This is a genomic window from Nucisporomicrobium flavum (assembly GCF_016464385.1).
In the GTDB taxonomy this organism is placed as follows: Bacteria; Actinomycetota; Actinomycetes; order Mycobacteriales; family Micromonosporaceae; genus Actinoplanes; species Actinoplanes flavus_A.
The window spans coordinates 370,347-393,098 of sequence record NZ_JADMLH010000004.1 but is presented as its reverse complement, the minus strand read 5'-3'; the positions used below and the strand labels follow the sequence as shown (position 1 = coordinate 393,098).

The 22,752-nt window shown below is 72.8% G+C and carries 24 protein-coding genes and 2 pseudogenes; 9 read left to right on the top strand and 17 right to left on the bottom strand.

The window, feature by feature from the left end; all coding sequences use genetic code 11:
* The first annotated feature begins 120 nt into the window (after positions 1–120).
* The gene (locus IT780_RS13460) at positions 121–1,647 is read left to right on the top strand and encodes a cell wall anchor protein (RefSeq protein WP_199511821.1); all 1,527 of its coding nucleotides are present in this window, start codon (positions 121–123) and stop codon (positions 1,645–1,647) included.
* Here IT780_RS13460 and IT780_RS13455 read toward each other — a convergent pair.
* The 4 genes and pseudogenes from IT780_RS13455 to IT780_RS43445 form a co-directional block, all read right to left on the bottom strand.
* Positions 1,637–1,987: a DUF952 domain-containing protein gene (locus IT780_RS13455; protein ID WP_199511820.1), complete on the bottom strand. Its 351-nt coding sequence runs from the start codon at positions 1,985–1,987 to the stop codon at positions 1,637–1,639. The two genes, IT780_RS13460 and IT780_RS13455, sit on opposite strands and share 11 nt — an antisense overlap.
* Positions 1,984–4,188, bottom strand: coding sequence for an ATP-dependent DNA helicase RecG (recG, locus tag IT780_RS13450; RefSeq protein WP_199511819.1), 2,205 nt, complete (start codon positions 4,186–4,188; stop codon positions 1,984–1,986). Before recG ends, IT780_RS13455 begins: the two co-directional genes overlap by 4 nt.
* Positions 4,185–5,741: pseudogene (locus IT780_RS13445) on the bottom strand (DAK2 domain-containing protein); the annotation flags it as partial. The gene recG and the pseudogene IT780_RS13445, both read right to left, overlap by 4 nt.
* A gap of 164 nt (positions 5,742–5,905) precedes the next feature.
* A pseudogene (locus tag IT780_RS43445) lies at positions 5,906–6,071 on the bottom strand (DAK2 domain-containing protein); the annotation flags it as partial.
* A gap of 202 nt (positions 6,072–6,273) precedes the next feature.
* Between IT780_RS43445 and rpmB the strand changes: the two are divergent.
* Positions 6,274–6,465: a 50S ribosomal protein L28 gene (rpmB, locus tag IT780_RS13435; RefSeq protein ID WP_023561910.1), complete on the top strand. Its 192-nt coding sequence runs from the start codon at positions 6,274–6,276 to the stop codon at positions 6,463–6,465.
* 158 nt (positions 6,466–6,623) lie between these two features.
* On the opposite strand, the gene IT780_RS13430 is transcribed toward rpmB, so the two are convergent.
* Positions 6,624–7,085 (bottom strand): GNAT family N-acetyltransferase, encoded by a 462-nt coding sequence (locus tag IT780_RS13430; RefSeq protein ID WP_199511818.1) that lies wholly within the window; start codon positions 7,083–7,085, stop codon positions 6,624–6,626.
* A 50-nt stretch (positions 7,086–7,135) separates the two neighbouring features.
* Positions 7,136–8,074, bottom strand: a complete 939-nt coding sequence (locus IT780_RS13425) for a thiamine-phosphate kinase (protein WP_199511960.1) — start codon at positions 8,072–8,074, stop codon at positions 7,136–7,138.
* 260 nt (positions 8,075–8,334) lie between these two features.
* Between IT780_RS13425 and IT780_RS13420 the strand changes: the two genes are divergently transcribed.
* Positions 8,335–8,568: an Lrp/AsnC family transcriptional regulator gene (locus tag IT780_RS13420; RefSeq protein WP_199511817.1), complete on the top strand. Its 234-nt coding sequence runs from the start codon at positions 8,335–8,337 to the stop codon at positions 8,566–8,568.
* Position 8,569: 1 nt separating this feature from the next.
* Positions 8,570–9,205: a DUF3515 domain-containing protein gene (locus tag IT780_RS13415; protein ID WP_199511816.1), complete on the top strand. Its 636-nt coding sequence runs from the start codon at positions 8,570–8,572 to the stop codon at positions 9,203–9,205.
* Positions 9,206–9,212: 7 nt separating this feature from the next.
* Here IT780_RS13415 and IT780_RS13410 read toward each other — a convergent pair whose 3' ends face one another.
* The gene (locus IT780_RS13410) at positions 9,213–10,316 is read right to left on the bottom strand and encodes a D-alanine--D-alanine ligase family protein (RefSeq protein ID WP_199511815.1); all 1,104 of its coding nucleotides are present in this window, start codon (positions 10,314–10,316) and stop codon (positions 9,213–9,215) included.
* Positions 10,317–10,460: 144 nt separating this feature from the next.
* Here IT780_RS13410 and IT780_RS13405 point away from each other — a divergent pair, with 144 nt between their 5' ends.
* Positions 10,461–10,967: a protein-tyrosine phosphatase family protein gene (locus IT780_RS13405; RefSeq protein WP_199511814.1), complete on the top strand. Its 507-nt coding sequence runs from the start codon at positions 10,461–10,463 to the stop codon at positions 10,965–10,967.
* Positions 10,968–11,062: 95 nt separating this feature from the next.
* On the opposite strand, the gene IT780_RS13400 is transcribed toward IT780_RS13405, so the two are convergent.
* From IT780_RS13400 to IT780_RS13370, 7 genes are read right to left on the bottom strand one after another with little or no spacing between them, the layout of a single operon-like run.
* Positions 11,063–11,755: a hypothetical protein gene (locus IT780_RS13400; RefSeq protein ID WP_199511813.1), complete on the bottom strand. Its 693-nt coding sequence runs from the start codon at positions 11,753–11,755 to the stop codon at positions 11,063–11,065.
* Positions 11,752–12,633 (bottom strand): ABC transporter ATP-binding protein, encoded by an 882-nt coding sequence (locus IT780_RS13395; protein ID WP_199511812.1) that lies wholly within the window; start codon positions 12,631–12,633, stop codon positions 11,752–11,754. The genes IT780_RS13400 and IT780_RS13395 overlap by 4 nt, the downstream gene beginning before the upstream one ends.
* Positions 12,630–13,013 carry a GntR family transcriptional regulator gene (locus IT780_RS13390; RefSeq protein ID WP_233412730.1) on the bottom strand — a complete coding sequence of 128 codons (384 nt, stop codon included), beginning with the start codon at positions 13,011–13,013 and terminating at the stop codon, positions 12,630–12,632. The genes IT780_RS13395 and IT780_RS13390 overlap by 4 nt, the downstream gene beginning before the upstream one ends.
* A 57-nt stretch (positions 13,014–13,070) precedes the next feature.
* Positions 13,071–13,433, bottom strand: coding sequence for a hypothetical protein (locus IT780_RS13385; RefSeq protein ID WP_199511811.1), 363 nt, complete (start codon positions 13,431–13,433; stop codon positions 13,071–13,073).
* Positions 13,434–13,437: 4 nt separating this feature from the next.
* Positions 13,438–14,541: a cystathionine gamma-lyase gene (locus IT780_RS13380; RefSeq protein ID WP_199511958.1), complete on the bottom strand. Its 1,104-nt coding sequence runs from the start codon at positions 14,539–14,541 to the stop codon at positions 13,438–13,440.
* Between the two features lie 5 nt (positions 14,542–14,546).
* Entirely contained in the window at positions 14,547–15,542 is a 996-nt protein-coding gene (locus IT780_RS13375; RefSeq protein ID WP_199511810.1) for an NAD(P)H-dependent glycerol-3-phosphate dehydrogenase, read from the bottom strand.
* On the bottom strand, positions 15,539–16,282 hold the full coding sequence (locus IT780_RS13370) for a lysophospholipid acyltransferase family protein (RefSeq protein ID WP_199511957.1): 744 nt from the start codon (positions 16,280–16,282) through the stop codon (positions 15,539–15,541). The genes IT780_RS13375 and IT780_RS13370 overlap by 4 nt, the downstream gene beginning before the upstream one ends.
* Positions 16,283–16,393: 111 nt before the next feature.
* Between IT780_RS13370 and cofC the strand changes: the two genes are divergently transcribed.
* Genes cofC through IT780_RS13355 form a run of 4 tightly spaced genes read left to right on the top strand, consistent with a single transcriptional unit; the run spans position 16,394 to position 20,512 of the window.
* Positions 16,394–17,062, top strand: coding sequence for a 2-phospho-L-lactate guanylyltransferase (gene cofC, locus IT780_RS13365; RefSeq protein WP_307831168.1), 669 nt, complete (start codon positions 16,394–16,396; stop codon positions 17,060–17,062).
* Positions 17,063–17,072: 10 nt separating this feature from the next.
* On the top strand, positions 17,073–17,270 hold the full coding sequence (locus tag IT780_RS41795; protein WP_233412729.1) for a cold-shock protein: 198 nt from the start codon (positions 17,073–17,075) through the stop codon (positions 17,268–17,270).
* Positions 17,271–17,315: 45 nt separating this feature from the next.
* The gene (locus IT780_RS13360) at positions 17,316–19,619 is read left to right on the top strand and encodes an RNA degradosome polyphosphate kinase (protein ID WP_199511809.1); all 2,304 of its coding nucleotides are present in this window, start codon (positions 17,316–17,318) and stop codon (positions 19,617–19,619) included.
* Positions 19,620–19,624: 5 nt separating this feature from the next.
* Positions 19,625–20,512, top strand: a complete 888-nt coding sequence (locus tag IT780_RS13355; RefSeq protein ID WP_199511808.1) for an NUDIX hydrolase — start codon at positions 19,625–19,627, stop codon at positions 20,510–20,512.
* On the opposite strand, the gene IT780_RS13350 is transcribed toward IT780_RS13355, so the two are convergent.
* From IT780_RS13350 to leuD, 3 genes are all read right to left on the bottom strand, one after another.
* Positions 20,469–20,960, bottom strand: coding sequence for a hypothetical protein (locus tag IT780_RS13350; protein WP_199511807.1), 492 nt, complete (start codon positions 20,958–20,960; stop codon positions 20,469–20,471). The two genes, IT780_RS13355 and IT780_RS13350, sit on opposite strands and share 44 nt — an antisense overlap.
* 108 nt (positions 20,961–21,068) lie before the next feature.
* Positions 21,069–21,902, bottom strand: coding sequence for an HU family DNA-binding protein (locus IT780_RS13345; RefSeq protein WP_199511806.1), 834 nt, complete (start codon positions 21,900–21,902; stop codon positions 21,069–21,071).
* A 256-nt stretch (positions 21,903–22,158) separates the two neighbouring features.
* Complete coding sequence (gene leuD, locus IT780_RS13340) at positions 22,159–22,746, bottom strand: 3-isopropylmalate dehydratase small subunit (RefSeq protein WP_199511805.1); 588 nt, start codon at positions 22,744–22,746, stop codon at positions 22,159–22,161.
* Positions 22,747–22,752 lie beyond the last annotated feature (6 nt).

The following is a 22,752-nucleotide window of genomic DNA, read 5'->3' as shown; positions in this document are numbered from 1 at the left end:
TTAAACCCCGCCCGCCCCCCGCCCCCCCCCCCCCCCGCCGCCCCCCCCCCCCCCCCCCCCGCCGCCCCCCCCCCCCCCCGGGCCCGCCCCGCCCTTCCCTCCGGCGTCCAAGGCGGAACAGTGTCGAAGTCCTTGCTCCACCGCATCGCGGCGGTGGCCGCGGGCGCCCTGCTCACCCTGACCGGCGCGGCCGCGGTGGCCGGCCCGGCGGCCGCGGCGGGTCCGCAGACGACGGTCGCCGGCGCCGCGACCTGCAACCCGGACAAGGGCGAGTGGCTCGTCTCCTGGACGCTGACCAACAGCGGTGAGACGTTCGCCCGGATCGACAAGCTGCGCACCGATCCCGCCCCGGTGCCCGAGCTGGCGAACGGCTACCTGATCCCGCGCCGCGCCCCCAGCGGCACGATCGGCAAGGTGGTGCTGCACCAGACCCTTCCCGGGGGTACGCCGTCCGCCACGGTCTCCTTCGTCGGCATCTGGGACGACGCCAAGGACACCGACAACACCGCGACCGTGACCCTGGGCGACTGCAAGCCGGCCGAGACCCCCTGCGTCGAACCCGCCGGTGCGACCTTCCACCACGACTTCGCGGTCGGCGACGGCCGGGCCACGGCGACCGTGACGCTCGACGAGGGCGTGAAGCTCTGCCACGACGAGCCGGTCACGCTGGTCACGTACTTCGCGCCGAAGCCCGAGTTCTCGCTGCCCCAGTACGCCCACGACCACGAGACCGCGACCCTGAGCAACGACAACCGCTCGGTGGCGCTCGCCGCGGACCTGCCGGACTGCAACGCCCAGGTCGACCTGTTCTTCGGTGGCGAGGACGACATCATCGGTGAGATCACCGAGGGCGGCCCCCGCTACGGCGACAAGAAGCTCGGCAGCAACGGCGGCCCCGGCGGCCGCTCGAAGGGCCCGCAGGGCTGGTACAACGGCGGCGGCAAGGGCTGCCAGACCCCGGCCGTCGAGCCCCTGTCGCAGTGCGACGGCACCGTGCAGCTCAACCTCAGCAACACCGGCGAGATCAGCCGCTACGCCGTCGACTTCACCGTCACCGCCGGCGACTTCACCCGGACCGTCACCGTGAAGCCGGGCAAGGCCGAAACCGTCACCGTCCCCGCGGGCTCGGGCACCATCACGGTCAGCGCCGACGGCATGGCCGATGTCACGTACGACTGGAAGCGGCCAGAGGACTGCGAGCCGCCGGCGGTGTCCGTGGCCAACGACTGCGAGACGGTCACCGTCACCGTCACCAACCCGCAGGGTGCCGTCCCGGCCGCGGCGACGGTCACCTACGGCACGGAGTCGAAGCAGGTGACAGTCGCGCCGGGAACCTCGGAGGCGGTCACCTTCCCGGCGGGCCCGGACCGCGTCGTGACGATCGCCTTCCCCGGCCTGGGCATCGAGCCGATCACGGCTGCGCTCGGCGACACGGACTGCGACAACGGGGGCGGCTCCGGCGGGACACCCGGCACACCGACGACGTCCCCCACGCCCGGCACGCCCCCGACCGGCGGTGACGGCGGCGGTCTTCCCGTCACCGGCGCGGCCGCAGGGGCGATCGCGGGCGGCGCGCTGGCCCTGCTGATCGCCGGTGGGGTGCTGTTCCTCCTCGCCCGGCGACGCCGGGTCACCTTCACCCCGTAAGGAACCTCGGCGGGGAGAACGAGCCGTCGGGCTCCGGGGTCCAGGGATGGACCCCGGAGACGGCCTCGACCGGGATCGGCGCGTACAGGTGCGGGAACTGCATCCCGCCCGGATCCGGTGGGTCGCCGTCCTCCCAGACCACGGGTACGGGCAGAAGCGCCTCCTCCAGCACCAGCAGCACCAGATCGGTGCGGCCGCGGGCCAGGAAAGTCGCCGGGATGTGCACCTGCTCCGGGGTGGAGCAGTGGATGAAGCCCTGGGTCTCCAGGGAATCCGCGCGGTAGACGCCGCTCGCCAGGGCCGCGTCCCACTCGGCGCGCGGGCAGAAGTGCAGGATCATCCCTTCTCCAGGTATTCCGCTCGTTCCTCGTCCACCAGCGCCGCCACCGAGGCCGCCAGCGCCGGGTGCCGTTCCAGCGCCGGGTCGTCCCGGACCAGCTCGGCCGCCTCGGCGCGGGCGTCGGTGATGAGCTTCGCGTCCCGCAGCAGCGAGAGCAGCCGCAGGTGGCTGTGCTTGCCGGACTGCGACGCACCCAGCACGTCGCCCTCCCGGCGCTGCTCCAGGTCGAGCTCGGCCAGCTTGAAACCGTCCGTCGTGGACGCCACCGCGTCGAGGCGGTCGCGGGCCGGTGTGCCCTCCATCGCCTCGGTGACCAGCAGGCAGATGCCCGGCGCCGAGCCCCGGCCCACCCGCCCGCGCAGCTGGTGCAGCTGCGAGACGCCGAACCGGTCCGCGTCCATGATGATCATCACGGTGGAGTTGGGCACGTCCACGCCGACCTCGATGACCGTGGTCGCCACCAGCACGTCCAGATCGCCGGCCGCGAAGCTGCGCATCACCGCGTCCTTCTCGTCGGCCGGCAGGCGCCCGTGCAGGATCCCGATCCGCAGCCCTCGCAACGGGCCCTCGTCGAGGATCGGGGCCACGTCCAACACCGCGAGCGGCGGGCGGCGGGTGGACTCGTTGTCGCTGGGTGGCTCGCCGTCGTCCTCGGCTCCCGCCGCGTCACCGATCCGCGGGCACACCACGTACGCCTGATGCCCGGCCTTGACCTCCTCCCTCACCCGTTTCCACGCGCGGTCGAGGAACGCCGGGCGCTCCGGCGGGACCACGTGCGACGCGATCGGGGAACGGCCGCGTGGGAGCTGGGAGAGCACGGACGTCTCGAGGTCGCCGTACACGGTCATCGCCACCGTCCGCGGGATCGGCGTCGCCGTCATGACGAGCACGTGCGGCGGCTGGGCGGCCTTGGCGCGCAACGCGTCGCGCTGCTCCACCCCGAACCGGTGCTGCTCGTCCACGACCACCAGGCCGAGATCGTGGAAGTCGACGCCCTCGTACAGCAGGGCGTGCGTGCCCACCACGATGCCGGCGCTGCCGTCCGCGACCTTCGCGAGCGCCGCCCGCCGCGCCGCCGCGCCCAGCGACCCGGTGACGAGCGTCAGCTGCGTACCCTCCGGATCGCCGTCGAGCTCCCCGGCCCGGCCCAGCGCACCCAGCTGGGCGCCGATGCTGCGATGGTGCTGCGTCGCGAGCACCTCGGTCGGGGCGAGCAGCGCGGCCTGACCGCCCGCGTCGACCACCTGCAGCATCGCGCGCACCGCGACCAGGGTCTTGCCGGAGCCGACCTCGCCCTGCAGCAACCGGTGCATCGGATGCGGCCGCGCCAGATCCGCGGCGATCTCCTCGCCGACCCGCGCCTGCCCCTCGGTCAGCTCGTAGGGCAGGGCCGCGTCGAACGCGGCCAGAATCCCGTCCTCCCGGCGGGGTCGCGGCCGTCCGGGAGCGGCGGCCGCGCGGGCCTTACGCTGCACGAGCGTCAGCTGTACGGCGAAAGCCTCGTCCCACTTCAACCGGTGCTTCGCGCGGTACAGATCCTCCTTGGAGCTCGGCCGGTGGATCTCGCGCAGGGCCGTACCGATGCCCACGAGGTTGCGGTTGGCGCGCACGGTGCCGGGCAACGGATCGTCCGGCGGCTGGAAGGTGTCGAGGACCGTACGCACGCACTTCGCGATCGTCCACGTCGGCACGGCGGCGGCCGCGGGATACACCGGGATCAGCGCGCCGGCGAACTCCTCGATCTCCTCGGCCGCCTCGTCCTGCGTGGCGTCGGCGCGCAGCAACTGGTACGCGGGCCCGTTGAGCTGGCGCTTGCCCCGGAAGTCGGTGACCTTGCCGGCGAACAGACCCCACCGGCCCGTACGCAGCTCCCGCTCCCGCCACGCCTGGTTGAAGAACGTGCAGGTCAGCGTCGCCCCGGAGCCGTCACCGACAGTGATCTCCAGCATGGTGCCGCGGCGCTGGCGCATCGGGCGTACGGTCGTGCTCTTCACCTGGGCGAGCAGGGTGACCTGCTCACCCACCTCGAGGGCCCGCAGATCGGTGTGCTCGCCGCGCTCGTCGTAACGCCGCGGGAAGTGGTAGATCAGATCCCCGGCGGTGTGCAGGTCGAGATGGGTGGCGAGCGCCTTCGCGGTCCGCTCCCCCAGCACCTTCCGCAGCGGGGTGGCGGTCGTCGTCGCGGTGGTCGTGTCGGTCATTCCACTCCAACCAGCAGGTGGTATCGAGGCTGGCCACCCGCGTAACACTGCACCTCGACGAACGGCCATACGCGCGCGAGGTGTGCCCGCAGGAGATCCTCGAGGGCAGGCGGCGCGTCGGCGCCGAGCACCAGCGAGACAAGCTCACCGCCGCCGCCCAGCATGCGATCGAGCAGCCGGCGGGAGACCTCGGCCAGATCGCCCCCTGCCGCGGCCGGGGACCCGTCCGGGGTGACGATGACGTGGACCTCGCCGTCCACCAGGCCGAGCAGGTCACCCGGGCGGCAGCGGCCCGCGACGGTGAGCGCCTCCCGGGCTGCCGTGGTCACCTCGCCGTAGCGGCACGCGCCGGCGGCCTCCGCCATGGCGATCACATCGTCGTCGAACCGGCGGCCCGGATCCCGCACGGCCAGCGCGGCCAGCGCCTGCACCGGGGAGCGGGTGGGCACCACGCTGACGCGTACGCCCCGGTCCGCCGCCTCACACGCAGCCGACGTGGCGACGGCGTGGGTGTTCGCATCGTTGGGCAGCAGGACCACCTGCCGGGCCCGGGTCGCGGCGATCGCCGACAGCATCTCGGCGGTGGACGGGTTCCGGCCCACGACGACCGCGCCCTCGTCGGCGAAGAGCGACGTCAGACCGTCGCCGACCGCGACGACGACGGCGCCGCGGCGGTGCTCCTCCGGGGTGGGATCGGCGGCCGGCTCGGGCGGCGTGACCGCAGGTTCCGGCGTGGCAGCGTGGTCGTGGAGGTGGTCCTCCAGCCGCGTCACGGAGATCCGGTACGGCCGTCCCGCCTCCAACCCGGCCTCGATCGCCGCGCCGATGCGGTCGACGTCGACGTGCACGTGGACGTTCCAGGTCGGCGGGGAGCCCTCACCCGTACCGACCACGACGAGCGAGTCGCCCAGGCCGTCGAGGGTGGCGCGGAGCACGTCCGTGTCGGCCGGGGTGGCGTCCAGCAGGTACTGCACCTCGTACCCGTAGCCGGTGGACTCGGGGGCATCGCGTTCGGGTTCCTCGAGGGCTTCCGGGACTGCCGCGTCGGGATTGCTCAGCGCCTCGACCAGCGCGTCGAGGAGGACGACCAGGCCGCGGCCACCGGCGTCGACGACCCCGGCGCGGGCCAGGACCGGAAGCTGCTGCGGGGTGCGGGCCAGCGCCTCGGCCGCCGAGAGCGCGGCGGCCCGGGCCACGGTGACGAGGTCGTCGGACTTGATCCGGCCCGCCCCCTCCGCCGCGGCGGCCACCACGGACAGCACGGTGCCTTCGACGGGACGGGCCACGGCTGCGTACGCCGCTTCGCTCGCCGTACGCAACGCCCGGGCCAGGTCGGCGCCACGGGCGGAAGCCGTGGTGGCGAAGGTGTCGGCCATGCCGCGGAGGATCTGGGAGACGATCACGCCGGAGTTGCCCCGGGCGCCGAGGAGCGCACCCCGGGCCATCCTGCGCATCACGCGCCCCAGCAGGGTGCCACCGGCGCTGTCGGACGTGCCGGCGCTGTCGGACGTGCCGGCTTTGTCCGGCGTGCCGCCGTCCGCGGGGGTCACCGGGGCGGCGGCGTCCTCCGTGCGATTCAGCGAGTCATTGGGGGTCTGAGGGCCCGCCGGCGGCAGTGAGTCCACGGCGACGGGCGACGGCCCGCCCAGGTCCGGGTCGGCCAGACGCCGCCCGCCCAGGTCCGGGTCCGGGTCGGCGCGCGACAGATACGCCTCCACCGCCTCGTGCGCCGAGGTCAGCGTGAGGACGAGGTTCGTGCCCGTGTCGCCGTCGGGCACCGGGTAGACGTTCAGCTCGTCGATCTCGTGCTGGTGCGCGCGCAGGGCCGCGAGCCCAGCGCCGCACCAGCGGCGCACCGCGGCGGCGTCCAGGGTCTCCAGCACGCGAAAAGCGTACTAACCACCTCCGACATTCGCCGGGCCCATCCGCGGCCTCCGGGGCGATTGGCTGTCGGGCGGAGGCATCGGGTAACCTGGCCAGGTTGCCCGGGCGCAGTCTGTCCGTGGCATGCATTCTCCGAGGCACCCTCAGTTCGCAGCCGGGCGTCGTCAAGTCCGCCCGGCGTATCAATCCCAGGAGTACCCCGTGGCTAGCGTGTGCGACGTCTGTGGCAAGGGACCGGGCTTCGGCCACAACGTGTCCCACTCGCACCGGCGGACCAACCGCCGCTGGAACCCGAACATCCAGTCGGTGCGCACCCCGGCCGGTGGCGGCAACACCAAGAAGCTGAAGGTCTGCACCTCGTGCATCAAGGCCGGCAAGGTCGTCCGCGCCTGACGCGCGGGCGCCGGGGCTGACCGCCCCCGCCGAACAGCACTTCCCGTAGCCGCCGGGTCCCCCGTGACCCGGCGGCTACGCGTGTCTGCCCGACCAGCCGCGTGCCCGGGCCACCCCCGGGTCGGCCGGGGCGCACAGGCACGCGCGGCCCGGAGCGGCTACAGGGTGCGGGCGTACGACAGCACCCCCTCCTCACCCTTGTAGTAGCCGAAGTCCTCGATCCGCTCGTACCCGTACTTCTCGTACAGGGCGATCGCCTCGGGCTGCTTGTCGCCGGTCTCGAGAATCACCCGTTTGCGCCCCCGCTCCCGGGCCGAGTCCTCGATCGCGGTGAGGACCTGGCGGGCCACCCCTCGGCCCCGGGCGTCCGCGACCGTGAACATGCGCTTGAGCTCTGCGTCCTCGCCGTGGGTACGCCAGCCCGCGCACCCGACCAGGCGTCCCGTCTCGTCCTCCGCCACGAGGAACGCACCGTCCGGCGGGGCGAAGTGGGACGCGTCGACGGGGGTGTCGTCGCCGCTGCCGCCGTACCGGGCGCTGAGTTCGGCCATCGCGGCGGCGATGAGGCGCTGCACCGCGGGGTCGCCGAAGCCTGCCTCGCGGATCTTGATCTTCTCCACCCCGCCACGCTAACCGGCGCCGCGCCAGGCGGCACAAAGCAGCCCGGCGGTCAGCGGAAGTGGTCCCACCCCGTCCCGCCCTGCCACGGCTTGCGGTCCACGGTCACCCCCGTGCCCTCGTGCACGCTGCCGACCACCCGCCACTCCGGCGGCAGCACCGCCGCCGACGGGAACGTCGCGGCGAGGGCGTGGTCGTCGCCGCCCGCCAGGAGCCACACGTACGGGTCGACGCCCAGCGCCGACGCCGCGTCGCGCATCTGATCCGGGACCTCGAAGGCGTCGCGGCGGATGTCTATGCCGACCACGCTGGCCGTCGCCACGTGGCCGAGGTCCTGGAGCAGGCCGTCCGAGACGTCGATCATCGAGGTCGCTCCGGCCGCCGCGGCCGCCGGGCCCTGCGCGTACGGGACGGCCGGCCTGCGGTACGCCTCCACGAGCACCTTCGGGGTGCGGAAGCCGCGGGACAGCACCGTGTAGCCCGCCGCGGCATAGCCCGTCCGGCCGGCGAGCGCCACCACGTCACCCGGTTGCGCCCCGCCGCGCACCACCGGGGCTCGTCCGCCGAGGTCGCCCAGCGCGGTGACCGCGATGGTCAGGGTGGGGCTCGACGACATGTCGCCGCCCACCACCGTCGCGCCCGTCCTCGCCGCCTCCTCGGAGAGGCCCTCGGCCAGCTCCTCGGCCCACACCGGGTCCAGGTCCGACGGTACGCACAGCGCCACGAGCAGCGCGGTCGGCGTGGCACCCATGGCCGCGATGTCCGCGAGGTTGGCGGCTGCCGCGCGGCGGCCCACGTCCGCCGCGCTGGACCAGTCCCGGCGGAAGTGCCGGCCCTCCACGAGGACGTCCGTCGACGCCACGACCCGCTTGTCCGGGGCGGCCACCACCGCCGCGTCGTCGCCCGGGCCGAGCAGGCTCGCCGGGCCGCTCCCGAGCCGCGCGACGATCCGGGCGATCAGCCCGAACTCTCCCGCCTCCGCGATGCTCACGTCCACCGTCCCCCTCGATACCTCAGGTCCCGCCGAGCCGATCGCCTGCGGGTCGTCCCGCAGCCGGCCGGGCCGCGCGGGCGTCCCACGGTCGGTTCCGCGGGTCGTTCCGGCAGCCGGCCGGGCTGCGCGCCGGGCACACGGCCGGCGTAACGCTCACCCCTTTTACGAGTGCGCGCGCTCAGCATGCCGCGAGGACCGCGCTCCGTACTGTAGTTTCACGTTCGGGTCACCGGCGCGCGGCGGACAGGAGTCGGATTGTGGTCCAGGCATACATCCTCATCCAGACCGAGGTCGGGAAGGCCCGTGACGTGGCCGCGGCCATCTCCAAGATCGCCGGGGTGGTCCGGTGCGACGCTGTCACCGGGCCGTACGACGTGGTCGTGCTCGCCGAGGGGCACAGCGTCGACGAGCTCGGCCGGATGATTGTGAGCAAAATCCAGTACGTGCCGGGCATCACCCGGACGGTGACGTGCTCCGTGGTAAATCTCTGACATGGTCGATGTGGAGACCCGCCCGGGCAAGCAGCCCCCCGCCAAGGATCCGGTGACGCGTAGCGCCGCCCTCTGGGCGACTGTCGTGGCCGTACCGGTGGCTCTGCTCGTGGGGTGGGGCATCTTCACGCAGATCTCGCCGGACGAGCCGAAGGCGAAGCCGGCGGCGACGCAGCCCGCGGTGGTGCCGGACACGCCCGTGCAGATGCCGGCGCCGAAGCTGGGCGAGCGCCCGGCCTCTGTCTGCCTCGCCGTCACGTCGCAGCTTCCGGTGAAGGTCCGCGATCTGCCCGCGCGCAAGGTCAGCGCCGGCCCGGAGCAGAACGCCGCCTACGGCGAGCCGCCCATCACGGTCGCCTGCGGGGTCACCCGGCCGGTGATGTGCACGTCGCTCGACGAGACCGGGTCCGGCTGCGTGCCGCTCGACACCGAGCTGCTGAACATGAACCGGGTCTGCTGGTACGCCGACGCGAAGGCCGACGCCACCACGTTCACCACGATGGACCGTGAGGTGCCGGTGCAGGTCACCGTCCCGAAGCGGTACGAGCAGCCGGCCCAGTGGGCGAACGAGTTCTCCGACGTCGTGGTGGAGACCGACAAGTCGGTGACGCAGGGCGTGCCGTCGGGGTGCGTGTGACCGCCGGTCAGTGCAGGCCGGTCCCGCGGCGCAGCGCCGTACGGATCAGCCGGTCCACGACCTTCGGGTAGTCCAGGCCCGTCGCGGCCCACATCAGCGGGAACATCGACGTCGGCGTGAAGCCGGGCATCGTGTTGATCTCGTTGAGCAGCACCTCGTCGTCGGCCGTGACGAAGAAGTCCACCCGGGCCAGTCCGGCGCAGTCGAGGGCCGTGAACGTGCGGGCCGCGTACTCCTGGATGCGGCGGGTGACGTCCGGCTTCAGGTCGGCCGGGATCTGGTACGGCGTGCCGTCGCCCAGGTATTTCGCGTCGAAGTCGTAGAACTCGTCGTCGGACGTGGTGACGAGGATCTCGGCGAGCAGGGAGGCCTCGGGCGCGCCGCCGGCTTCGCCCTCGAGCACCCCGCACTCCACCTCACGGCCCACGATCGCGGCCTCGACCAGCACCTTGGGGTCGATCTGCCGGGCCTTGGCGACCGCCTCGTCCAGGTCCGCCCAGTCGGTGACCTTGCTGATGCCGTACGACGAGCCGGCCCGGGACGGCTTCACGAAGACCGGCAGGCCGAGCCGCTCCTTGTCCGCATCGGACAGCGAGTTGCCGGCGCGCAGCACCGCGTACGGCCCCACCGGGATGCCCTCGGCGGCGGCGAGCTTCTTGGTGAACTCCTTGTCCATGCCGGCCGCCGAGGCGAAGACGTTCGCGCCCACGTACGGGATCCCGGCCATCTCCAGCATCCCCTGGATCGTGCCGTCCTCGCCGTACGCCCCGTGCAGGGCGGGGAAGACCACGTCGACGCCGGAGAGGACCGCGACGCCGTCGGCGGGGTCGACCACCATCAGCCCGCTCGACGTGGGGTCGGCGGGCAGCACGACGGCCCTGCCGGACGCGGCGGTGACCTCCGGCAGCCGGTTGCCCTCGATGGCGAGCTGGGCCGGGTCCTCACCGGCGAGCACCCAGGAGCCCTCGCGGGTGATGCCGACCGGCACGACCTCGTACTCGTCGGGATCGAGGGCGGCCAGGATGCTGCCCGCGCTCACGCACGAGATGGCGTGCTCGGTGCTGCGGCCACCGAACACGATCGCCACACGGGTTTTGCGAGGGGTCGACATGACATGGCCTCTCGTTGCCGGGGATCGCTACGCTGCCTGCCGCGCCGGGACCGGGCTGCGGGCATGCCGGAGGTGACCCTACTCTGCGTGAACCACATTCTGGAGTCGGCGGGCGGCGGCCCGGCATATAGGGACAGGGAGTCGATGAGACCAGCACTCAACGTGATCGCCTGGCACGGCCCCGGCCGGCTGGCGACCATGGCGCACCCGCGCGGCGGGGCCCGGCTGGCGGACGAGATGGCCGCCCTGGCCGCCGCCGGCGTGGACGTGGTCGTGTCGGCGCTCACCCCGGCCGAGGAGAACCGCCTCGGCCTCTCCGGCGCCGCGGCGGCCGCGGCCGCCGCGGGCATCCAGCACGTGTCGTGTCCCATCCCGGACCGCGGGGTGCCGGACGACGTCGTGGCGCTGGGCGTACGGCTGGCCGCGCACGTACGGGCGGGCCGCTACGTGGTGACGCACTGCTTCGCCGGCATCGGCCGGTCGACGCTGCTGGCCTGCGTGACGCTGGTGATGCTCGGCGTGGGCCCGGAACGCGCCCTGCGCCTGGTGACGGAGGCCCGCGGCCTGCCGGTGCCGGACACGGAGGCCCAGCGCGCCTGGGTGTACGACTTCGCCATCGCCCACGGCGGCTTCGCCCCCTGCCCCCGCTGAGGCGGACCCGGCGACGGCCGGCTCGCCCCCGCTGAGGCGGGCACGGCGACGGCCGGCTCGCCCCCGTGGCAGCCGGCCGCCCGCCCTGCACCCGCTCAGCCCACCGGCCCCGAGCGGATCGCCGCGTGCCGCAGCTCGCGGTGGTACAGGACCACGCCGAGCACGGTTGCCAGCAGCGAGACGGCCAGCGCGATCCCGTACGGCACCAGGCGGGTCAGCACCTCCCCGTTGTCGCCGAGCCCGAGCAGCCCCTCGGCGGCGGCCACCGGCACGAGGGCGGGGATGAGCAGCGGCAGCCCGCCCCACGCGCCGAAGCGGTAGAAGCCGGCGCCCGCGGCGGCGCCCGCGACCAGGTACGCCAGGCAACTGGGCAGGACGTGCCCGAACTCGCTCACCGCCACCGGCACCGACCACCGGGGATAGTCGGCCGGTACGCCGCCGGCGCCCCCGCGCAGCGCGTCCTCGAAGCCGTGCCCGACCGGCACCAGCAGCGCGGCGGCGACGGCCAGGACCACGCCGAAGAGCAGCCCGCCCACGATGAAGTCGCGCCGGGTGATGCCGGCCGCCACGAACTGCCGCAGGTGGACGGCGACGAGGGTGACGCCGACGACGCCGAGCCAGTATTTGACGGCCGACCCGGCGATGAACATCCAGAGGCTGAACGGCGGGTCGGTGAACCGGGCGACCACCGCGTCGGCGAGCCCCACGCCGACGACCAGGAACCCGGCGAACCAGAGCATCTGCGGCCGGTACATCCGCAGGAACGAGGTGAGGACCATGGTTTTCATCGGACCGCCTCCGGGGTTCGCTCTGCCGAGGTGAGGTGGACGAAGAGGTCCTGGATGCCGACCGGCTCCAGGGTCAGCCCGGCGCTGCCGGCGCGGCGCTGCTCGTCGTCGTCGAGGCTGCCGTAGAGGGTGGCCTGGCGGACGCCGCCGAGGCTCTGCCGGGCGAGCACCGTACGCCCCGACACAAAGGTCTCCACCGCCTCCTCGGGGCCGGTCACCGCGACGCCGCGGGACCGGAAGGTGTCGGTGTCCTCCTGCACGATGAGGCGGCCGCGGTCGAGGATCAGCACCTCCTCGAAGAGGTCCGCGACCTCCTGGATGAGGTGGGTGGAGAGGATGATCGTGCGCGGGTGGGCGAGGTAGTCGGCGAGCAGCTCGCGCTGGAAGACGCTGCGGGCGACGGCGTCCATGCCCAGGTAGGCCTCGTCGAGGATGGTGAGCGGGGCCCGGGTGGCGAGGCCGATGACGACGCCGAGGGCCGACCGCTGCCCCCGCGACAGCGCCGAGACCCGCTTGCGGCGGTCGAGTCCGAAGGTGTCGGCCAGGTGGTCGGCGTATGCCGCGTCCCAGCGGGGGCGCAGTCGCGCGAAGAAGCCGAGGACCTTGCCGACGCGGTCGGCCTGCGGCACGTCCGGGGCGTCGCGGACGAACACGGTGTCGCGCATGGCCTGGGGGTTCTCGAAGGGGTCCACGCCGTTCACCGTCACGGACCCGCCGGCCGCCTTCCGGTACGCCGCGAGCACGCTGAGCAGGCTCGTCTTGCCGGAGCCGTTGCGCCCCAGCAGCCCGTAAATCTTGCCGGGCTCGAGGTCGGTGGTGAGGCCGTCGACCGCCACTGTGTCGCCGTAGCGGACGGTGAGGTCCCGCAGCGAGATCATCGGACACCCCCGTCGATGTGCCGCTTGATCTCCTCGACGGAAACGCCGATCATCCGGGCCTCGGCGAGCATGGGGTCGACGACGTCGGTGAAGAACCGCTCTCGCCGCCGGGTACGCAGCTTCTCGCGCGCGTCCGGGGTGACGAACATGCCGATGCCGCGCTTCTTGTAGAGCACTCCCTCGTCGACCAGCTGGGCGAAGCCCTTCGCCGCCGTGGCCGGGTTGATCTGGTAGAACGCCGCGTACTGGTTGGTGGACATGACCTGGTCGTCCTCCTTCAGCGTCCCGCTGAGGACCTCGTCCTTGATCCGATTGGCGATCTGCAGATAGATGGGGCTGCGGTCGTCGAACACCACCGCCTCCTTAGTTCTGCGGTTCATTACTGATGTAACGAACCATAGAACCACGACACTCCTGAGCGCAAGGCGGTGTCGGCTTTAGGCGGCGGCGAACGACTGCGGCAGCACGCCGTCGTCCCACAGCCGGTCCAGGTGGGCGAGGAAGCCGACGAGACTGCGTTCCAGCTCTCGCCGCTGCGCGGCATCGAGCACGGCGAGCGGGTCGGAAAACACCAGGCCCTCGGGATGCTTCGCCCGGGTGCCGACGAACTTCCGGCAGGCCGTGCACCACACGTACGAGACCAGGGTCGGCCTGCGTGCGTTCTCCGGAGCATTCACGTACGCCCGTACGCTGCGACAACCGCAGGCCGGGCAGTCCCGTTCCCCGGGAGCGGCGAAGAAGCTCTCACCCTGCGCCAGCGCGGTCACCTCGGCGCCGCTGAAACTGCTCCACTCCGTCACAGCGTCAACTCTTGTCGAGGGCGGCGCTCAGGTCGGCGACCAGGTCCGGCGTGTCCTCGACGCCACAGGAGAGCCGTACGAAGCCGGGCGCGGTGTCGTCACCCCACTGCGCGCGCCGGTCGGCCGTGGTGTGCAGCCCGCCGAAGGACGTCGCCGCGAAGACGAGCTCCGAGGCCTCCAGGAACCGCGCGACCCGTTCGGCGCTGCCGAGGTCGAACGAGACGATGCCCGGGATGCGGCGCATCTGGGCGGCGGCGACCTCGTACGACGGGTCGGTGGACAGGCCGGGCCAGCGCACCCCGGTCACGTCGGAACGCCCGCTCAGCAGGCCGGCCACCGCGGCGGCGTTGGCGGTCTGCCGGGCCAGCCGCAGGTCCAGCGTGGCCAGCGAGCGGTGCGCGAGCCAGCAGTCGAAGGCGCCCGGGGTCCCGCCGGTCTGCGCCCGCCACGTCGTGACCCGGGCCAGCAGGTCCTCGTCGCCGGTCGCCACGTACCCGAGCAGCACGTCGGAGTGCCCGGTCAGCGCCTTGGTGCCGGAGGCGACCACCAGGTCGGCGCCCAGCTCCAGCGGCCGCTGCCCCAGCGGCGTCGCCGTGGTGTTGTCCACCGCCACCAGCGCCCCGGCCGCATGCGCGGCCGCCGAGACGGCCCGCACATCGCAGACGTCCAGGCCCGGGTTGGCCGGCGTCTCGAGCAACACCAGGCGTACGCCCTCGAACGACGGGTACGGCCCCGCGGTGGGCACGAGCACCGTGCTCACGCCCAGGTCGCGCAGCGTCCCCTCGGCGAAGGCGCGGACGGTGAAGTAGCCGTCGGAGGGCAACGCCACGGTGTCCCCCGAGCGCAGCACCGACAGCAGCAGCGCGGTGATGGCGGCCTGACCCGTCGCGAACGCCCGGACCTGCCCGCCCTCCAGCTCACCGATCGCGGCCTCGAGCGCGCGCCGCGTCGGGTTGTCGGGGCGCCCGTACCCGTTCTCGCCCGGCCCGTTCACCGGGTCCAGGTGGTACGGCGCCGCGAACACCGGACCCGGCAGGAACGGCTCCCCCGGCACCGGCTCGGGCAGCCCCGCGTGCACGACCAGCGTGCCGTCACCCTTGTCGCCCATCTCCGTCACTCCGGCTTCATCTCGCGACCCATGAGCAGCTTCACCGCGACCCGGGGATCGACACCTTCGTGGCAGACGCGCTCGACCTGCTCCGTGATGGGCATCTCGACGCCGTGCGCCCGGGCGAGGTCGCGGATCGCCAGGCAGCTCTTCACGCCCTCCGCGGTCTGCTTCGCCGCCGCCTGCGCCGCCTCGAGCGACTCGCCGCGGCCCAGGTGCTCGCCGAACGTCCGGTTGCGCGACAGCGGCGACGAGCAGGTGGCCACCAGGTCGCCCAGCCCCGCGAGACCCGCGAACGTCATCGGGTCGGCACCCAGCGCCACCCCGAGCCGGGTGGTCTCGGCCAGGCCCCGGGTGATCAGCGACGCCTTGGTGTTGTCGCCCATGCCCATCGCGTGGGCCATCCCGTACGCGAGCGCGATGACGTTCTTGACCGCCCCGCCCAACTCGCAGCCGATCACGTCGTCGCTGGTGTACGGCCGGATGTACGGCAGAGCGATGGCCTGCTGCACGAGCTGCGCCCGGTCCGGGTCGGTGCCGGCCACCACGGTCGCGGCGGGCTGCTCGGCGGCGATCTCCGGGGCCAGGTTGGGCCCGGACACCACCACGACGCGGTCCGGATCGACGCCCGCGGTCTCCACGATGACCTGGCTCATCCGCTTGGTCGTCCCCAGCTCGATGCCCTTCATCAGGGAGACGAGCGTGCAGTCGCCGGGCAGGTGCCCCGCCCAGTCGGCCAGGTTGCCCCGCAGGGTCTGCGACGGCACGGCCAGGAACACCAGCTCCGCACCGGACACGGCCGCGGCCAGGTCGCTGGTGGCGGTGACTCGCGACGGCAGCTTGACGCCGGGCAGCGAGAACTCGTTGGTGTGCTGCTCCCGGATGGCGGCGGCGACGGAGTCGCGGCGGGCCCAGATCGTCACCTCCGAACCGGCCTCGGCGAGGATCTTGGCGAACGCCGTACCCCAGGCGCCGGCGCCCAGGACCACGGAGCGCCTCATGCCGACATCCCCGCCGGGCCGGAGGGCCGGCGCGCCGGGCCCTGGTAGAGCTCGGCCGGCGGCGTCTCGCCGCGCAGGTCGGCGAGCAGGTCACGGCCGGCGAGCTGGATCGCCTCGGTCATCTGGTCGAGCACCGCCCGGGTCGGCGCCTCGCCCTGCCAGCGGCTCAGGTCGACCGGCTTGCCGGCCGCCACGCTCACCGGCCGGCGGGGCTTCAGCGAGATCTTCTTGGTCCGTACGTCGTGCACCTGCTGCGTACCCCAGGTCGCCATCGGGATCACCGGCGCACCGGTGACCAGGGCGAGCCGGGCGGCGCCGGTCTTGCCCCGCATCGGCCACAGGTCCGGGTCCCGGGTGGTCGTGCCCTCCGGGTAGATGATCACGACACCGCCCTGCTGGATCGCCTCGATGAGGGAGTCCAGGGACTTCACCGCCTCCACACTGCCGCGCTCGACCGGGATCTGCTGGGTCTTGCGCAGCATGAACCCGACGAACGGCACCTTCCAGATGCTGGCCTTGCCGAGGAAGCGCGGCCACCGGCCGGACCCGTACACGTAGTGCGCCACGACGAGCGGGTCGAACTGCGACATGTGGTTCGGCGCGATGATGAAACCGCCGCCGGGCGGCAGGTTCTCCATGCCCGACCAGCTGCGCCTGGTCCAGACCCACATGGTGGGCAGCACCAGCATCACCGCCAGCCGCCGCCAGACCCCCAGCCGCCTGCGCTGCGCCACGCCCATCGCCTCCGTCCCCCACACCCTGGGACGAAATCATGCCTGCTCGTGGTCGCCGTAGCCAGGCCGGGTCGCCGTGGCGCCGCCCGCGGCCCCGGCGGTGGCAGGATTGTCGGCGTGTCAGGAGCGGACTGGACGGCGGTCATCCCCGTCAAGCGCCTCGCCGCGGCCAAGAGCCGGCTGCGCGGCGCCGTGCCCGACGCCCGGCACGAGGAACTGGCCCTGGCCATGGTCCGGGACACGGTCACCGCGGTCGGCGCCTGCGATCTGGTCGCCGAGGTGCTGGTGGTCACGGACGACGCCGAGGTGGCCGCGGCGGTCGCAGCCCTCGGCGCGCGGGTCACACCCGACCGCCCACGGGCCGGGCTGAACGAGGCCATGCGCCACGGCGCCGACTCCGTGGCCGGTCCGGACCGGTCGCGGGCGGTGCTCACCGGGGACCTACCGGCGCTGCGGCCGTACGAGCTGGGCGCCGCGCTGCTGTCAGCGGGCACCGGACGCAGCATCGTGGTGGACGCCGCCGGGACGGGGACCGTGCTGCTCACGGCCGGCCCGGGCACCGCCCTGGACCCCCGTTTCGGCGTGGGATCGGCGGCCACGCACGCCGCCTCCGGCGCCCGGGTTCTCGCCGGGGACTGGCCGGGCCTGCGGCAGGACGTCGACACCGCGGCGGATCTGCGGACGGTGCTCGGGCTCGGCGCCGGCGAACACACCTGCACGCTGCTGCGTGACCTCGGGCTCACCCCGGGCTGCGATTGCCGGGTGCCGGTGAGTCCGCCACGGTAGCGTGCACGGCATGCAGGGCACCGTCGCGACCTTCGATCCCCGTACGCACACCGGCACGCTGCTGCTCGACGACGGCAGCGAGCTGGCGTTCCCGGCCGCCGCGTTCCAGGCATCCGGGCTGCGGCTGCTGCGCCTGGGTCAGCGGGTCACGATCGAGGCGGACGCCGGCGGTGATGTGATCAAGCTCCAACTTCCGGGAATCTCCTGAGTCTTGTTCATTTCCCGTTAACCACGGACGGGCAATGATGGAGCGATGACCACCCCGCCCCGGACCCCCCAGACCAGCGCGCCTGCGAACGTGACCCGGCGCCGCGGTCCGGACGGGCGGTTCCTCCGGCGCGACGAAGCATCGGGAACCGCCGGGGTGGCAGTCTCCGACCCGACCGCCATCGAGCCGACGGAGCCCGCCTTGCCCAGCCGTACCCCTGCCGTGGCCCGCACCGAGACCTCGCCCGCCGAGGCCGCCCCCGACGCCGAGGACACCCGTCCCGAGCTGCCCGAGGACCGCTTCCTCAACCGGGAGCTGTCCTGGCTCGACTTCAACTCGCGCGTGCTCGCCCTCGCCGAGGACCCGGGGACCCCGCTGCTGGAACGGGCGAAGTTCCTGGCCATCTTCGCCAGCAACCTCGACGAGTTCTACATGGTGCGCGTCGCCGGGCTGAAGCGGCGCCTCAAGGCCGGCCTGCCGATGCGCGGCGGCGATCGCAGCTCGCTGCGCAACCAGCTGGCGATGATCACCGAGCGGGCCGCCGACCTGGTCACCCGGCACGCCGCCTGCTTCGCCGAGGAGGTACGCCCCAAGCTGCTGGCCGAGGGCATCGAGCTGGTCAGCTGGGCCGAGCTGGACGCGCCCGAGCGGGAGCGGCTGCGGACGTACTTCCGCGAGCAGGTGTTCCCCGTGCTCACGCCGCTGGCCGTGGATCCGGCGCACCCGTTCCCGTACATCTCCAGCCGCTCGCTCAACCTCGCGGTGGTGCTGCGCGACCCCGACGACAAGAGCGGGGAGCTGTTCGCCCGGATCAAGGTCCCCAACAACGTGCCGCGGTTCGTGACCGTGCAGAACGACGGCCGCGGGGTGCGCTTCCTGCCCGTCGAGGAGCTCATCGCCGTACACCTGGATCAGCTCTTCTCCGGGATGCAGCTGCTGGAGTGGCACCTGTTCCGGGTGACCCGCAACGCCGAGGTGGAGGTCGACGAGGACCGCGACGAGGACCTGCTGCAGGCCCTCGAACGCGAGCTGGCGCAGCGCCGGTTCGGCCCGCCGGTGCGCCTGGAGGTCGCCGCCTCGATCAGTGACCATGTGCTCGACCTGCTCGCCCGCGAGCTCGACATGAACGACGAGGACGTGCTGCGGGTGCCCGGCCTGCTGGACCTGTCCTCGCTGTGGCAGGTCTACGGCGACGCGGACCGCGACGATCTCAAGGACCGCCCGTTCGTGCCGGCCACCCACCCGCACCTGGCCGACGGGGAGGTGCCGCGCAGCGTCTTCAACCGGCTGCGCGAGTGCGACATCCTCGTGCACCACCCGTACCACTCGTTCTCGACGAGCGTGCAGCGCTTCATCGAGCAGGCCGCGGCGGACCCGAACGTGCTCGCCATCAAGCAGACGCTGTACCGCACCAGCGGCGACTCCCCGATAGTCGACGCGCTGGTCGACGCGGCCGCCGCGGGCAAGCAGGTGGTGGTGCTGGTCGAGGTGAAGGCGCGTTTCGACGAAATCGCCAACATCGGCTGGGCGCGCACGCTGGAACGCGCCGGATGCCACGTGGTCTACGGGCTCGTCGGCCTCAAGACGCACTGCAAGACAGCCCTGGTGGTGCGGCAGGAGGGCAACCAGATCCGCCGCTACTGCCACATCGGCACGGGCAACTACCACCCCAAGACCGCGCGACTGTACGAGGACTTCGGCATGCTGACCGCCGACCCGGAGATCGGCGCGGACGTCACGGACCTGTTCAACGTGCTCACCGGGTACAGCCGACAGACCGCGTTCCGCCGCCTGCTCGTGGCGCCGCACGGGGTCCGCCGGGGGCTCATCGAGCGGATCCACGAGCAGGCTCGGATCGGCCGGTCCGGCGGCGACGCCCTGGTGCAGTTCAAGGTGAACTCGCTCGTCGACGAGGAGACCATCGACGCGCTCTACCGCGCCTCCCAGGACGGCGTGAAGGTCGACCTGATCATCCGGGGCATGTGCGCGCTGCGGCCGGGCGTACCCGGGCTGTCGGACAACATCCGGGTCCGCTCGATCGTCGGCCGCTTCCTGGAGCACTCCCGGGTCTTCCGGTTCGGTCCCGGCGACGACGCCGAGTACTGGATCGGCTCGGCCGATCTGATGCACCGCAACCTGGACCGCCGGATCGAGGCGCTCGTGCGTGTCACGCTCCCCTCCGCGCAGGACGACCTGCGCAACGTGCTGGAATTGGCGATGAGCGACGAGAGCGAGGGCTGGGACCTCGCCGGTGACGGCACCTGGCACCGGCGCACCTCCACCCCCTCCGACCCGCACGTCCATCTGCAGGAGGCGCTGCTGCGCCGGATCATCGGCAAGGCGGTCTGACTGACGTGACGGCAACGGTGCGCGCCGCGGGCGGAGTGCTCTGGCGGCCTGCCGGGGACGGCATCGAGATCTGTGTCGTGCACCGGCCGTACCGGTCCGACTGGAGCCTGCCCAAGGGGAAGCTGGACGGTTCCGAGCACTCGCTCGCCGCCGCCGTCCGCGAGGTCCTCGAGGAGACCGGCGTACGGGCCGAGCCCCAGCTGCGGCTGCCGGGGATCGCGTACACGATGCCGGACGGCGTACCGAAGACGGTCGACTTCTGGTTGATGCGGGCCGGCGACGGCCCGGCCGGGGAGCCGCAGGATCCGACCGAGGTCGACGAGGTGGTCTGGCTGTCGCCGGCCGAGGCGATCGACCGGCTGACGTACCCGGACGACCGCGGCCTGGTCGAGCACGCCACGACCCTGCCGCCGGTGACCGGGGTGACCGTGCTCGTCCGGCACGCCCACGCCGGCAAGCGCAAGGATTTCGACGGCCCGGACGCCCTGCGCCCGATCGACGACCGCGGGCGCGCGCAGGCCGAGACGGTCTGCGTCGCGGCCGCGCTGTTCTCGCCGCGGCGGCTCGTGTCGGCCACACCGCTGCGGTGCCGGCAGACGCTGGACCCGCTCGCCCGGCGGCTGGGGCTGCCGATCGTCCTGGACGCGGCGTTCGCCGAGCCGGGTGAGGCGGACGAGATCCCGGCGCGGGTGAAGGTGGCCGCGGCCCGGCTGGCCGAGCTGCGCGACGGCGAGCGGGTGGCGATCTGCAGCCAGGGCAAGGTGATCCCGGGGCTGCTGGCGAGCCTGGACGGCGATGGCGACGGCGACCCGGCGGACTACAAGACGCCCAAGGGCAGCGGCTGGGTGCTCACCTGGTCGGGCGACCGGCTCGCGGCGCTGAGCCGGATCTGACCGCCGCGCCCGCCCGGCGCGGCGACGGCGGTGGCAGCGGATCCGTGCGCCAGTAACCGATCAGGTCGCCGGTGAGCCAGCGGGCCCGCCACAGCTCGTCCTGCCGGGGCTCCCAGTCCCGCAGGGGCAGCAGCGCGATCCGCCACGAGAGCACGCTGATCAGGTACCAGCCGTAGAACGGGACGACGCCCAGGACGGCGTCGCGGCGGCGGTACGAGCCGTGCGGCGCCAGCACGTACACGGCGGCGCCGGAGAGCACGCAGGTGACGATCCAGTCCAGCAGGGACAGGCCGGTCCAGTTCTCCGCCGCGTCGCCGAGCATCCAGGCCGGCAGGACGGCCGCCGCGAAGATGCCGGCGGCGATGAGCGATCGGCTCACGGGTCCCCGGGGGCGGGCGGCGGCCCGGGGCGCGGCGGCGCTCCCGTCCGGGGCGGATCTGCGGTCCATGCTGCGGACCGTAGGCTCAGCGGCCACCGTGGCGCCGGGACACGCAAAGGGCGTCCACCGTACGGGTGGACGCCCTTTGTCTCGTCAGCGTGCCGCTGAGCGGGTGCTTCAGCGGGTCTTGCGGGCCGCCGAGGTCCGCGCCGTGGTGGCCTTGGTGGCCGGCGTCGACTTGGTGGCTGCCGTGGTCTTGCGGGCGGCGGACTTCGCCGGGGCCGACTTGGTGGCCGCGGTCGCCGTCTTCTTGGCCGCGGTCGACTTGGCCGCGGTGGCCTTGGTGGCGGTGGCCTTGGTGGCGGTCGACTTCGTTGCCGTCGCCTTGGTGGCGGTCGTCTTCTTGGCCGCCGCCGTCTTGGTCGCCGCCGACTTGGCCGGAGCCGCCTTGGTGGCGGTCGTCTTCTTGGCCGCCGCCGTCTTGGTGGCCGTGGCCTTCGCCGGAGCCGCCTTGCTGGCGGTGGTCTTCTTGGCCGCCGCCGTCTTGGTCGCCGCCGACTTGGCCGGGGTGGCCTTGGCAGCGGAGGCCTTCGTGGCGGTGGCCTTGGTGGCGGTGGCGGCGGTCGTCTTCTTGGCCGCCGCCGTCTTGGTGGCGGTGGCCTTCGCCGGAGCCGCCTTGCTGGCAGTGGACTTCGCCGCCGCGGTGGTCTTCTTGGCGGCGGCGGCCTTGGCCACCTTGCCGCTCGCGACCATCTCCCGGAAACCCGTGCCGGGCTTGAAAGCGGGGACGGACGTCTTCTTCACCTTGACTGGTTCACCGGTGCGTGGGTTCCGAGCCGTACGCGCATTTCGCGCCCGCTTCTCGAAGACGCCGAAGCCGGTGATGGCAACGCGGTCGCCCTTGGTGACGGCGTTCTGCACCTCGCTGATGACCGCATCCAGCGCCGCTGTCGCCGTCTTCCGGTCCCCCAGTCGGGCGGCGAGCGCCTCGATGAGCTCGGCCTTGTTCACGGTTTTCCTCCCGAACGTGAGAACTGAGACTCGTTGACGACGGGATCCTGTGCGTGCCGCGGGTGCCGTACCTGCGGTCCGCTGTCGCCGAACATGCCTCACTGGCCCAATGCGAGCCATTCTGCGCGCACCGTATGCCCTCTGACCAGCAGACACAAACATTCGCGCGAAAAAAAACCGTTGTGTCGCAACGAATTCGCCCCCACCGGCGACCCGGTGGGGGCGAAAAAGCCTGTGCTGACAGGGTTTTGCGGGCTCAGACAACGACCGGCTTGAAAGCCGGGCGATCCTTCTCGTACGCGGTGACAGCGTCCTCGTGTCGCAGCGTCAGTCCGATGTCGTCCAGGCCCTCCATGAGGCGCCAGCGGCTGAAATCGTCGATCGGGAAGCTCCACGCGGCGTCGTCCACGTGCACCTGACGGGCGCCCAGGTCCACGGTGATCTGCTTGTCCGGCTCGCTGTCGGCCATGTCCCAGAGCGCCTCGACGGCCTTCTGGTCCAGCTGCACCGGCAGCAGGCCCTCCTTGAGGGCGTTGCCGCGGAAGATGTCGCCGAACCGGGCCGCGATGACGACCTTGAAACCCCAGTCCCGCAGGGCCCAGACGGCGTGCTGCCGGGAAGAGCCGGTGCCGAAGTTCGGTCCGGCGACCAGGATCGTGGCCCCGGCGTGGGCCGGGTTGTTGAGCACGAACGACGGGTCGTCGCGCCAGGCGCTGAACAGCCCGTCCTCGAAGCCGGTCCGGGTGACCCGCTTCAGGTAGACCGCCGGGATGATCTGGTCGGTGTCCACATCGGAGCGCCGCAGCGGCATGACCTTGCCGGCGTGGGTGGTGAACTTGTCCATGGCTGG